The sequence below is a fragment of the Puia sp. P3 genome (assembly GCF_050632245.1).
Taxonomy (GTDB): Bacteria; Bacteroidota; Bacteroidia; order Chitinophagales; family Chitinophagaceae; genus Puia.
The window spans coordinates 21,283-33,611 of the sequence record NZ_CP192583.1; the positions used below are offsets into that span (position 1 = coordinate 21,283).

Genomic DNA, 12,329 nt, shown 5'->3' on the forward strand with positions numbered 1-12,329 from the left:
GGCCGGTTTACGGATGCGGCCTGATACCCGGCATATCGTTCTCTTTATACTCGTCTCCCGAGTGGCCAATCCATTCGAAGTTTTTGCCATTGTAAGCGCCCATTAAAAGCGAGGCCAACGCACGGGTTTTGCATTTGACTGGGTGGAAAAGAATGGATATTAGAAGGAGCGATACTCATTGACAATTACAAGGAATTTAGTAACTTCACTAGAGTTCTTTGGGGAAGCCAGCTTTGATCAGCGAATGAACTATAAGTGACCTGAAAAATATATAGGAGCGGAAACGCCTATTTTAGGGGGTTTTTGGAGTAAGGTTCGAATCTCTTACTCTCCGCAAACTCAAATCCAAAAATGCCCAGCCTTTGGCTGGGCATTTTTTATAACCCTACCGCGGGCTTGCCCGGGTGAGGGGGAGTATACGGGACCGGTCCTATTTAGTCGTTTAGTCCGAGAAATGCTTTTACCGCAGTATAATCTGACCATTTTACATTACTACCCGTACTTGCCTTGGTATTGCCGGGCACGATCATATACCGATATTGCTGGATCTTCTTCCCATTGCTGGTTACAGTACTCACCTGCCCATTGGAATACAGCTGAATATTCTGCGCGTAGGCGGAAAGCTCTATATTAAGCCCCGATGTACCGGAATAAGGCAACGGGTAAATGAGCGGATTAGTTATATCACTGGTATTGATATATACTTTTACATCTGAATTACTCAACATCGCCGTAGTGAGTTTGGGCACGCTAATAATGGCATAGTAGCCAATCGTGTCGATCTTGCCCGCAGTATGAACGGTATCAGGCAGAAAGTTAACATCCATCCAATCGGAATAGATCACAGATCCCGATGCGGAATCGCCTTTGGGCCCGGCAGGCCCGGCAGGACCGGCGGGACCAGTGGCACCGGTTGCACCGGCAGGACCAGTGCCACCTTGTTTTCCGCAGGATACAATAAAAATAACAAGAAAAAGTCCGGACAGGACTAACGGGGATAGACAAAGTCTCTTCATAAATTGAGTCAGGTTTGACGTGTGAATGGTTAATGATTTCACACACGCTTCTGAGTTAGGGCGCGAAAGTACAGAATGCTGCCTGAATTAGCCGTCGAGCTGCCGAGCTTTTCCTCTTCGGGGCCGGCCAGCGAATCGTTGATCTCCTTCCTGTAAAAAGAAGGCGTCTTGCCGGTGATCTCTTTGAAGAATTTATTAAAATTCGTCATATTCTGGTAGCCGGACTGATAGCCCACGTCGGAAATGGACAGCTCATGGTTTTGCAGGAGCTTGCAGGCATGTCCCACCCTCAATTCGTTGAGGAAGCGGGAAAAGGATTTTTGCGTCCGCTTCTTAAAAAAGTTGCAAAAGGCGGGGGCGGAAAGGTTGGCAACCGCCGCGATCTCCGCCAATGTGATGGGTTCCGTGAAGTTTTGGATCAGGTACTGATAGACCGTGCTCATCCGCCGGGTATCCTTTTCATTGAATGAATGCTGATAGCCGATGGAAGCCAGACATTCGTATTCTGTGGCATCGAGGAAGAGATTGATGATATCGAGGAATTCGATCACCTTTTCGAGACCTTTTTTGTGAACGATGTTCTGTAGTCTGCGGATGGCATGCTGCTGTGTTTCTCCAAGGAACCGGATGCCCCTGCGTGCCTTGTCCAGGAGATGGGTGATCTTCGTCTTATACTGTTCTTCGTGGGTGAGATGTATAAGGAAACTGGGGTTGAAATAGGTGACGATCGCCTTTGCTGTGCTCCGGGAGGGATCTTTCAGGTAGTCGGGATCGTTATACCAGATATGGGGCAGGTTGGAGCTCATCAACACCAGATCGCCCGAGGAAAAGTTCGAGATATTGTCGCCGACGATCCTTTTGCCGGAGCTTTCCAAAACGAAATTCAGCTCACAAAGTTCATGAAAATGGAAAGGGGTGCTGAAATGATCGCAATCGAGCTGTTTGATAAAGAACGTCTGCTCTTTCTGCAATCCCACTTCTATCAGTTGCGCCTTCATGACAGTCAGGTTTGAATATGTAAAGTAACATTATTCCTGAGCCTGTAAAAGTATTTTCTTCATTTGGCTCCCCAGTCAGGTATAAAACATTAAAATAATTGCAATAGCTGTTAATGGAGTTGTAGATATGGCCTGGCGGCGAGTCTATCTTCGTATCGTTGATTGCTTCATTCTAACCTCTATCCAGTCGCCTGACTCCTATATTTTGTAACAATATTTTTTAAACGACCAACTGCTATTATGAAAAGAGAATTCAGGTTCTTCCTACCTCTTATTAAAGCGATCTGCTTTTAAGTCTCCTGTTCATCTGTGTCCAGCCCGCATCCGGCCAGGAGCCCGCGAGTACGGTGAACGGTGTTATTACGGACAGTGCCGGAGCCCCGATCCGGGGGCGAGCGTTCAGCTCCTGGGCAGCCAGAAGGGGACTGTCAGTGATGAGCGCGGCGGGTTTCAGATCAAGGTAGCCAACGGGGCAACCCTTGTATTTTCGATGTCAGGATACCGGACGGAAAAGATAGAAGCACGGACGGGCAAAGAAATGCGCGTTGTGCTGCTCCTGCAGGCGGGTGTACTCAACGACGTGGTAGTCATCGGGTATGGTACGCAGAAGAAGGCCGACGTGACGGGCGCCGTCGCCTCCGTGAAAGCCGCCGATATGGCTGACAGGATCACTTCCAATCCGCTGGAAGCGTTGTCCGGAAAGGTTCCCGGGCTCAGCGTGTATAGCAATTCGGGCCGTCCGGGAGGCGGGGTGAGCGTGAACCTTCGTGGTTTCAATTCCATATCCGCCTCCAATGCTCCCCTCTTTGTGATCGACGGGGTCGTGGGCGCAGATTTTCAATCCCTCAATCCGAGCGACATCGAAGCCGTGGATGTATTGAAGGATGCCTCTTCTACTGCCATTTATGGTAGCCGCGGGGCCAATGGAGTTATCATCGTGACTACCAGGAAGGCGAAGAACGGTGATTTCGGTATTGCTTACAACGGCAGCGTCAGCGTCAACCAACTGGCCAGACGTATGGACATGCTGGATGCCAAAGGCTGGACGGAGTGGTTCAAGCGCGCCTGGGTCTATGATCCCAAACGCGGGCCATTGCCTGATCTGCATGCGGACTACCCCGATCTGTTCGACACAAACGGCAACCCTCTTTACAATACAGACTGGCAAAAGGAGGCGACCCGTACGGCGACGTCGCATCGTCACTATATTTCCATGACGCAGGGCACCGCGAAGTCGAAGAACGGGCTGTATGTGGGTTATCAGGACGACCAGGGTATCCTGCGCAATACGTATTACAAGAAATTTTCGGCCCGTTACAATACGGAGATGAACTTGCGTTCGTGGTTGACGGTCGGGGGGGACATCGGCTATAATCAGATCAAGACTAACAGGGTGGACGATTTTGCCGTGGGGGCGGAGAATGCCACCCGTATGATGGTGGAGTTCCTGCCTATCTTTCCGGTGAAATATCCCAACGGGGACTGGAGCCGGCTGGATCAGTTCGGGTATAATTTCGATGGGGCCGGCGGCCACAGCAAGGCCGGGATCTATCCGGCGGAGAACCCCGTAAGACAGCTGGATCAGATGGTCAATCTTTATCTGACGGACCAGGTGCTGGCCAACTTTTACGGGAATGTGCGTCTGGCTCCCGGGCTTACGTTCAAGACCACGTATTCCACTCAAATACTTTCGACGAAGAACAATCTCTATGTCGGCAAAGACCTGGAGGATATCGGGCTTCCCACCAGCGGGGCTGCCAGCGTAGGTAATTCCAGAACGGTCTACTGGCAGGCGGAGAATTATCTTACCTACGACAGGAACTTCGGATCGCACCATCATCTGAATGCCGTGCTGGGGGCGAGCTGGATGGAATCGACACAGGAGACATCCTCGGCCAGCGCCACCGGCTTTTCCACGGACTATTATCAATTCAATAATCTTAGCGCCGGCGCCGTGCTGGGTACGCCTCAGTCCGGATATAGCAACTACAAGCTGAATTCCTACTACGGTCGGGTCAACTATGCCTACCTGGACAAGTACCTGGTGACCTTTACCGGACGTTATGACGGATCGTCCAAGTTCGGGGATGCCACCAAGTTCGCCTTTTTCCGTCCGGCGCCGTCGGCTGGATCGTCTCCAAGGAGAATTTCCTGGCCGATAATAATTTCATCTCCTTCCTGAAACTGCGCGGCAGCTACGGGATCACCGGCAACTCCGAGATAGCCCCCTATTCCTCGCTCGGCAATGTGGGTGTATACACGATCAGTCTGAACGACCAGATCGTAAAGGGCACGGGGCCCGTCAGTGTTCCGAATCCCAATCTGAAATGGGAGCAGACGGCGCAGACCGACATCGGCGTGGATCTGCGGGTATTGGACAACCGGCTCAACCTGACGGCGGATTATTATAAGAAGAAGACCACCAACCTGCTGCTGAATGTGCCCATTTCATCCGTCACCGGCTATACTGCTGTGACGACCAATATCGGCAGCCTGCAGAATACGGGTTTCGAACTGGCGGTCAGCGGCGACATCATACGCGGTCATGATCTTGGCTGGAGCGTAGGAGCGCAGCTGTCCAGCAATACCAACAAGATACTTGCACTCGGCACCACGAATGCCGATATTTTTCCCGGGCCCAATTTCCTGGGACAGACCAATATCCTGCAGGTGGGAAAGCCCATCGGCAATTTCTGGGGATTCCAGCGGATCGGCACCTGGGTGACAAAGAGGCCGCGCAGGCGGCGCTGTATGGCAAGAAGCCCGGTGATATCAAGCGGCTGGATGTGAACAATGACCATGTATTCGATAACAGCGATGCGATGGTGCTGGGCAATATGTTCCCGAAGTATGAACTGAACCTTACCACCACCGTACGTTACAAGAATTGGACGCTGAGTGCGGATGTGCAGGTGCGGCACGGCAATAAGGTGATGAATATTACAACGCTGACGGTGGAAGACAGACAATATTACGCCAACAGCTATGGTACTATTCTCAAGGATGCCTGGACGCCCGATCATCAGAATACAATGGTGCCTTCGCTGCGGCTTGCCAACATCGATCCCTGGGGTACGGACCTGCCGTTCTTTATGGACAGCCGGTGGGTGGAAGACGGATCATTCGTGCGGGGGAAGAGCATCAATCTTGGCTATGCCTTCCCTGCCAAACAGGCTGTTCGGCTTGGACTTGCGGGTCTGCGACTGTATGCGAATGTCCAGAACTTCTTCCTTATCTCGAAGTACAGAGGTTTCGATCCCGAGGTCAGCACCTTTGGCGGGTCGTTCGCACAGGGCATCGAATTCTATGGATCACCCCGGCCACGTACCTATACGATCGGGCTTACTGCTAATTTCTAAACATATTGCATATGAAAAATATTATTCCATTCCTTTTGATCGCACTTGGTCTTTCCGGATGTAAGAGTGGCTGGAAGAATCACCCAGGTCCGTCATTACAACGAATCAGTATTACAAGACGCAGCAGGATGCGCAATCGGCTGTCAACGGCATCTATTATTTCCTTTATCCGCCTTTTACCGGGGGCGGCAGGAATTATTCGTATGCCATGCTGGAGCATGGTGACCGGCGAGTTCCGGACCGTGTCCGAGGGCAATGATCTCACGAATGTGTACAGTCTGCGCCAGAACTCGGCCAGCCCCTTGTTGCAACAATGGTTCACAGCGGCATACCAGGGCATAGAGGCGGCGAATCTGGTCATTGCCAATGTGCCCAATATCTCCATGGACGATGCCGTCAAGAAGTCGATGATTGGCGAGGCGAAGTTCCTCCGCGCCTATTACTATTATACGCTCGTGAATATTTTTGGGGACGTGCCGCTGAAGTTGAAGCCTACGGGCCAGGCCTCGGATGGTCTGATCGCCAGGTCGCCTGTAAAGACTGTCTACGAGCAGGCTATTGTGCCCGACCTGAAAGACGCCGAAGCCAGCGGACTTCCGGCTACGCCGGACGGCAACGGCAGGGTTTCCACCGGTGCCGCGAAGGCCTTGCTGGCAAAAGTGTATCTCAGCATGGCCGGATTCCCCGTCAACGAGACGGATAAGTTTGCGCTCGCCCGCGACAAGGCAAAGGAGGTCATTACCGGCGGGAGTTTTCATCTTTTCCAGACAGATGGGACGCTGACATGGTTCAACAAGCTGAACAATCCCGATTTCGACAATAAGGAAGAGAATATCTTCAGCATCAATTTTGGCCTTGACATCGTCAACAACATATTGCCGATCGAGCTGTACCCCAAGGGCGTTTCGTTCAACCGGAATGGATATGTCAATAACGATATGGGGTTGTTGTATCCGGAGACCAGCTTTCTCGCGTCGTATGATCCCGCGGATCTGCGGAGGCAGGAGAATGGATTCTTCTACGACACCATCAACGTGGACGGGGTTAAATATAGCTTTCCCTGGAGCCTGTATAAGTTCTTCGATAAGAATCTCCTGAACCGTGCGCCGAGGTCCGGCAAGGACTTCCCGCTGGTGAGGTATGCAGATGTGCTGCTGACCTTTGCGGAGGCGCAGAATGCAGCGGATGGCAGCGCGAACTCCGATGCTTATGCGGCTGTGAATGCTGTTCGCGGTCGTGCGGGGCTGCCGCCCTTGTCGGGTCTGAGCCAGGCCGATTTTCAGACCGCGGTGTGGAAAGAGCGGGTGTGGGAACTTTGCGCCGAGAACAAGGCTTGGTATGACATCGTGCGCACGCATAAGATATTCGACGCCGCGCATGGCAATTTTGTGGATGCCGTGGGTTTTGTGTTGCCGTCCGGTGCAACATTCCAGACTGCCAACCTCCAGTTTCCCATTCCACTGGCCGAAGTACAAGTCAATCCCCTATTGAAATGAAGATGTATGTAAAGACCCTGCTTTGCATTGCTGCCGTGCTGGGGATCCGTGCCGGCCGCGGCCAGGGTTTGTCTCCTAATTATTTTACCGGCGGCACGATACATGTCGTGCCGTCCTCTCATCAGGATATTGCCTGGATGGACACTCCCGACAGCTGCAGGAGATTTCGCGACCTGCATGTCATTACACCGGCGTTGCAGCGCCTCAGGGAAAGCAGGGATTTCCGATTCTCTGTGGAAAATGCCCTGAATCTTTATGAATACCTGGACAGGCATCCGGACAGACTGGGAGAGATCGCCAGATACACGCGCGAGGGGAGGCTGGAATGGGGCGCCACCTACAACCAGCCTTATGAAGGGCTTTATGACGGAGAGGCGCTGATCCGTGAGGTGTATTATGGCAAGAAGAAGCTGCAGAAGCTGATACCTGGCGGCCGTTTTGTATGTGCGTGGTCCGAGGATGTACCGGGCAGGTCGATGCAGACGGCACAGATCTTTTCAAAAGCAGGGATCAAATATCTGCAGTTCAGCAGGTTTCGGCCGGGGGTATACAAATGGTTCAGTCCTGATGGAAGCTATATTACCTGCTGGACGCCGGGGCAGTACGAGGAGTCGGGTCGTGTGATCAGGAATGCGGCCAATGAGGATAAGCGTACGGCTGCCTTTGCCGGGAAGCTGGCTGCGTTCAATACGTATTACAGGTCGAGGTCGCTGAAGCCCGATCTTATCTATATCAGTTCTGAGGATTTCTCCGAGCCGCTGGATTATGACGCGTATTTTACGAAGTGGAATAAGGAGGTGGGTGAAGGGAGGTCGGACCTGCCGGGGATCTCCTATGCCACCGGAGCTGATGCACTGGCTGCGCTGAGTGACGGGCATGGCAAGATCGACAGTGTTGCAGGGGAGTATCCCAATCTATGGCTTTATATCCATGGGCCGACCCATGAAAAGGCCGTCCGGGCCGGGCGCCTGGCGTCAAGGCTGCTGACGGCCGCCGAGAAATTCTCAGCCGTGGCAGCGGCGATGAAGGGGAGTTTTACGGACTATCCGCAGCACCTCTTCGATGAAGCCTGGCAGCGTGCCATTTATCCGGATCATGGATGGGGCGGGGTGCATGGCGATAGCACCGACCAGATATTCGCGAACAGCTATGTAATGGCGGCACATACGGGCGATTCCATATTGCGCAGCCAGCTGCGCCTGATAGCGCATTCCATAAAGTACAGGGGGAAGGGAAGCCCATTGTCGTCTTCAATCCGTTGTCCTGGACGCGTAGCGACCCGGTGGAGGCGACTGTAAGCACCGAGGGTATCTATGACAACGCATTCCGGCTGGTAGACGAGACGGGCCGGCAGGTGGAGTACCAGGTAGTCTCCTCGCCAGTGGGCGGGACAAATGCCATGATGACGATCAGCTTTATTGCGCGGGATATCCCTTCCATCGGATATGCCACGTATTACCTTGTACCAGGCAGGACAGGCGATGCGGACAAGCTACGTATCAATATAACGGGTGATGTGGTGGATACGAGATTTTATAAGGTAGAGCTTGGCAGCGGTGGTATTAAGTCTATATTTGACAAAGAGCAGCAGCGGGAGCTGATAGCCCCCGGCAGGCTGCTTGCCGGTGAGGTCTTCTCTCTTCAGTCCGTCGGCAACGGCGCGGGGGAGTTCACCAGTGTTCAGCAGCCGACTATGGAGGGCTTCGAGAAAATGGGCCAGTACGGCTCAAGATGGTCGCTGCTGGAGAACGGTCCTGTACGAACGGTGCTGGAAACGGTGCATCCCTGGCGAAATTGTACGGTCAGGCAGCGGGTGACCTTTTACACGATGGCCAGGCGGATCGATTTTCAGGCGGACATCCTCGGATTCAACGGTGAGCGGAGCCGGGAGTTCCGTATGGCTTTTCCGGTGGCTATGGACAGTGCACGGGTGTCCTATGAGGTACCGATGGGTGTGGTCGAGGTGGGCAGGACGGAGCTGCCTTTTGCACCCGGGTTCTCGAAGCCCGAGCAGATATATAATACGCCCTGCAGGGACATCCATCCAAGGGAGGTCCAGGACTGGTTCGGGGCGGCCGATGACAAGGGTTCTGTCACCATCAGCAGTGACGTCGCCGTTTTTGACTGGGTGGACCCGACCGGACCCAACGCAAGAGCGGTCTTGCAGCCATTGCTGTTAGCGACCCGAAGAAGCTGCAATGAAAGCCCGCTGGCCAACTGGTATCTGCAACGGGGCGACCATCATTTTACCTTTTCCTTTTTTCCAATGCCGGCAAGGCGCATCGCAGCTGGCAGGACGGCAAGCAGGCGGCGCAACCACTGCTTGTAGTGGACCATATCCCTGACAGCAGAAGCCGAAAGGAATTTTTGGGCGCTGCAATGCCGGAGCGTTATTCATTCGCGGGGGTAGACAAGGATAATATCGTTATTTCTACCATAAAGAAAAGTGATGACCAGGACAAGTTCATTTTGCGCTGCTACGACGTGGAAGGGAAGGATATGGAGGCAGGGCTCCGCTGGTTCAAGGGGATCCGTCACTTATCGAAAACGAGTATCATCGAGGATGGCCCCGGGCCTGCCGGAACGGATGACCGGGTATTGGTAAAAAAATTCAGCATCGAGACCTTGCAGTTCGACGGAACCCAGGGCTTAAAATAATCGTATATGAAGTACTTAGGTGAAAAGACAGTTGTATTGGGATTCGTGTTTTGTTGTGTCATATACCCGGCGATGGGTCAGGCGCCGCCGGATCAGGTATTGAAGGTCAGCAATGCGGCATTCGCGCTGCTGAAGGAGGCCAGCGATCTTTCGGCTGGTAAGGCTTCAATATATCTGACCGTGACCACGCACGAGGACCTTGCCTGGATCAATTCGATCGAGAGATGCAAGATCATGCGGGATTCGCTGTGGCTGACGCCGTATATCGCCCGGTTGCGGCAGATGCCGGGGTTCCAGATGGACATCGAGCAGTCGTCCATTGTCATGGAATATATTCAGCGGCATCCGGAGATGAAGGATACGATGGCCATGTATATGAAGGAGGGGAGGATGCTGGTGGGCGCTGCCTATACGCAGGTGTATGAGGAGATGTATGCGTCCGAATCGCTGGCGCGTCAATTCTACTTTGGGAAAAAATGGCTTAGGGACAATTTTGGATATGATGCGCGGACTTATTACAACTCTGACGTGCCGGCACGCAGTCTTCAGATGCCGCAGCTGATGGCGAAGGCGGGCGTCACCGGTATGTTCTTCAGCAGATTTGGGCTGGGGCTTTACAACTGGCAAAGCCCGGATGGTTCCGGCATCACGGCCTATTCACCCGGCCATTATATCGACTTCTACAATATCCTGGCCAAAGGGGACACTGCGGGGATTGCCGCCATGGCGTCCCAGGTGGTGTACTGGTTAAAGGGATTCAATGACAGGGATGTCGCCAAAGCCGTGCCGGCTGTGCTGAATTACGAGTTCGGGTGGGATCAGAAACCCGTGCGGCAGCTGTATACATTCGTCAGCCGGTGGAATGGTATCGGTGTGATCGAGAACGAGGCTGGTGAGAGGCTGACGGTGGCGCTGCCCAAATTTCAGGGCGCCACATTCGATAAATTTCTCAGCACCGTGAAAGCGTCTTCTTCGCATATTCCCGTGATCAGCGGGGAGCGGCCGAACGTATGGGTCTATATACATGGGCCGACCCATCACTGGGCGCTTGCGGCCAGCAGGGAGGCTGATAAGCTGCTACCGGCGGCGGAGGCGTTCTGGACGGGGCTGAGGATGGTGGACGCCAATGTGGGTTATCCGAGGCGCGAGCTGACGGATGCCTGGATGGCGAAAGTGTATCCCGACCATGGATGGGGAGGATTGGAGGGGCAGTCGACGGATGATATCTTTTTGTCAAAATATGTTTATGCCGGGGCCGGGGGCGGCGAGCTGCTGCAGGATGCGATGCGGCGCATAGCCGGGAGAGTGAGTGTGTCTGCTACCAGAGGGATACCTGTCGTGGTTTTCAACAGTCTCAGCTGGCGGCGTAACGGTCCGGTAACGTGCCGGCTGCCGGATTCGTTGTCCGGGCGAAACGTCCGGGTTTATGATGCGGCCGGCAGGGTGGCGGCGTCTCAACGGAGACGCGACACAGGCGAGTCGGGTGTGCCGGTGGAGGAGCTGACATTTGTTGCGCAGGATGTTCCATCGATGGGATATGGCACCTGGTATCTGAAGGCGGATGGGAAGGCCGCGGGCGGAGCTGTTGCCGGGGGTGGGGCCGTTGCCGCGGGCGGAGCCGTTGCCGCCAGGGCAGGGGACAGCTATGATGGCCGGTACTATAGTGTACAGCTGGGCAGGGGTGGTATCACCCGTCTGGTGGACAAGACTACCGGGAAGGCGTATGTCGATGGAGGGGGATTGGCGGCGGGCGAGATATTTACGGTAAAGTCCGTCGGCACCGATGCGGGGGAATTCGGCAGCATCGAGCAGCCTACCATGGAGGGTTTTGACCGGACGGGCAACTATGACACCCGGTGGAGCATGACGGAGGATGGCGAGGTCTATACGAGCTTCCATTCGAAGCAGCCGCTGCGCAATGTGGTGGTGGAGGAGGATATCAGGATCTACAAGACATTAAAGCGGATAGATATTGCCGTGGCACTGAAGAATTGGGATGGCACCATGTACCGCGAATACAGGATGGCCGTGCCCGTGAATGTGTCCGGTGGAAAGGTAGGGTATGAAGTGCCATTCGGCATGGTGGAGGTGGGCAGGGATGAGCTGAAGGATCCTGCAGGGAATGTTTATCCTGACCCGCCCAGGGATATCCATCCCCGTGCGGTACAGGACTGGATCGGCGTATCCGGCGCGGGGGCGGGCCTGACGCTGAGTACTTCGGCAGCGGCGTTCGACTACGTGGATATGACGGGATTGTCACCTAAGGGAGTGCTGTTGCAGCCAATACTGCTGGCTTCCCGGAGGAGCTGTCATGGCCATGGGCCCGACTATCCGCAGACCGGGGACCATTACTATAATTTTTCTTTGACGACGCACGAGGCGGGATGGGAGCATGGCGCCCGCAGCGGCAGCGAGGCTAATACGCCCCTGAAGGCGGTGGTCGGTGCGGATAGGATTGCCGGGGCCGGCATCCCGGAAAGGGATAGCTTTCTGGCGGTGGACAAACCGAATGTGGTGATCACGGCCATGAAGAAGGCGGAAGATGACAACGGCACCGTGCTACGGCTGTATGAGACGGATGGGAAAGACACAGAGGTAAAGCTGACCTTTAGGAAAACGATCCGAAAAGCTGTCGTCACTTCTCTCATCGAGGAGGGCGTCAGAGAGATACCCGTATCCGGCCGTACGCTTACTTATAAGCTGGGGCACCATGCAATCGAGACACTGAAAATTTACTGGTAAAAGAATGGAATAACGTATGAAACGAGTTTGGTTATCAGCGGCCGTTTTGCTGGCTGGGAT

The 12,329-nt window shown here is 54.0% G+C and carries 10 protein-coding genes; 8 read left to right on the forward strand and 2 right to left on the reverse strand.

Annotated features, from left to right (window positions below; all coding sequences use genetic code 11):
* Positions 1-434: 434 nt before the first annotated feature.
* Both ACQ86N_RS00125 and ACQ86N_RS00130 read right to left on the reverse strand, forming a co-directional pair.
* Complete coding sequence (locus ACQ86N_RS00125) at positions 435-1,058, reverse strand: hypothetical protein (RefSeq protein WP_431213394.1); 624 nt, start codon at positions 1,056-1,058, stop codon at positions 435-437.
* Positions 1,055-2,014, reverse strand: coding sequence for an AraC family transcriptional regulator (locus ACQ86N_RS00130; RefSeq protein ID WP_431213395.1), 960 nt, complete (start codon positions 2,012-2,014; stop codon positions 1,055-1,057). The genes ACQ86N_RS00125 and ACQ86N_RS00130 overlap by 4 nt, the downstream gene beginning before the upstream one ends.
* Before the next feature lie 322 nt (positions 2,015-2,336).
* On the opposite strand from ACQ86N_RS00130, the gene ACQ86N_RS00135 reads away from it, so the two are divergent.
* From ACQ86N_RS00135 to ACQ86N_RS00170, 8 genes are all read left to right on the forward strand, one after another.
* On the forward strand, positions 2,337-4,196 hold the full coding sequence (locus ACQ86N_RS00135; RefSeq protein ID WP_431217915.1) for a SusC/RagA family TonB-linked outer membrane protein: 1,860 nt from the start codon (positions 2,337-2,339) through the stop codon (positions 4,194-4,196).
* Positions 4,166-4,804, forward strand: a complete 639-nt coding sequence (locus tag ACQ86N_RS00140; protein ID WP_431217916.1) for a TonB-dependent receptor domain-containing protein — start codon at positions 4,166-4,168, stop codon at positions 4,802-4,804. Before ACQ86N_RS00135 ends, ACQ86N_RS00140 begins: the two co-directional genes overlap by 31 nt.
* A complete protein-coding gene (locus tag ACQ86N_RS00145) occupies positions 4,801-5,373 on the forward strand; it encodes a hypothetical protein (protein WP_431213396.1) in 573 nt (190 codons plus the stop codon). The genes ACQ86N_RS00140 and ACQ86N_RS00145 overlap by 4 nt, the downstream gene beginning before the upstream one ends.
* A gap of 203 nt (positions 5,374-5,576) precedes the next feature.
* Positions 5,577-6,869: a RagB/SusD family nutrient uptake outer membrane protein gene (locus tag ACQ86N_RS00150; RefSeq protein ID WP_431213397.1), complete on the forward strand. Its 1,293-nt coding sequence runs from the start codon at positions 5,577-5,579 to the stop codon at positions 6,867-6,869.
* A complete protein-coding gene (locus ACQ86N_RS00155; protein ID WP_431213398.1) occupies positions 6,866-8,167 on the forward strand; it encodes a hypothetical protein in 1,302 nt (433 codons plus the stop codon). Before ACQ86N_RS00150 ends, ACQ86N_RS00155 begins: the two co-directional genes overlap by 4 nt.
* The gene (locus ACQ86N_RS00160) at positions 8,128-9,198 is read left to right on the forward strand and encodes a glycoside hydrolase family 38 C-terminal domain-containing protein (protein ID WP_431213399.1); all 1,071 of its coding nucleotides are present in this window, start codon (positions 8,128-8,130) and stop codon (positions 9,196-9,198) included. The genes ACQ86N_RS00155 and ACQ86N_RS00160 overlap by 40 nt, the downstream gene beginning before the upstream one ends.
* Positions 9,198-9,527: a glycosyl hydrolase-related protein gene (locus tag ACQ86N_RS00165; RefSeq protein WP_431213400.1), complete on the forward strand. Its 330-nt coding sequence runs from the start codon at positions 9,198-9,200 to the stop codon at positions 9,525-9,527. Before ACQ86N_RS00160 ends, ACQ86N_RS00165 begins: the two co-directional genes overlap by 1 nt.
* Before the next feature lie 6 nt (positions 9,528-9,533).
* Positions 9,534-12,269, forward strand: a complete 2,736-nt coding sequence (locus tag ACQ86N_RS00170; protein WP_431213401.1) for a glycosyl hydrolase-related protein — start codon at positions 9,534-9,536, stop codon at positions 12,267-12,269.
* Positions 12,270-12,329: the final 60 nt, after the last annotated feature.

Bases quoted from the DNA above. Each gene is read 5' to 3' on its own strand.
- ACQ86N_RS00130 (WP_431213395.1), bottom strand. From the start codon at position 2,014: ATGAAGGCGCAACTGATAGAAGTGGGATTGCAGAAAGAGCAGACGTTC.
- ACQ86N_RS00150 (WP_431213397.1), top strand. From the start codon at position 5,577: ATGCCATGCTGGAGCATGGTGACCGGCGAGTTCCGGACCGTGTCCGAG.
- ACQ86N_RS00155 (WP_431213398.1), top strand. From the start codon at position 6,866: ATGAAGATGTATGTAAAGACCCTGCTTTGCATTGCTGCCGTGCTGGGG.
- ACQ86N_RS00170 (WP_431213401.1), top strand. From the start codon at position 9,534: ATGAAGTACTTAGGTGAAAAGACAGTTGTATTGGGATTCGTGTTTTGT.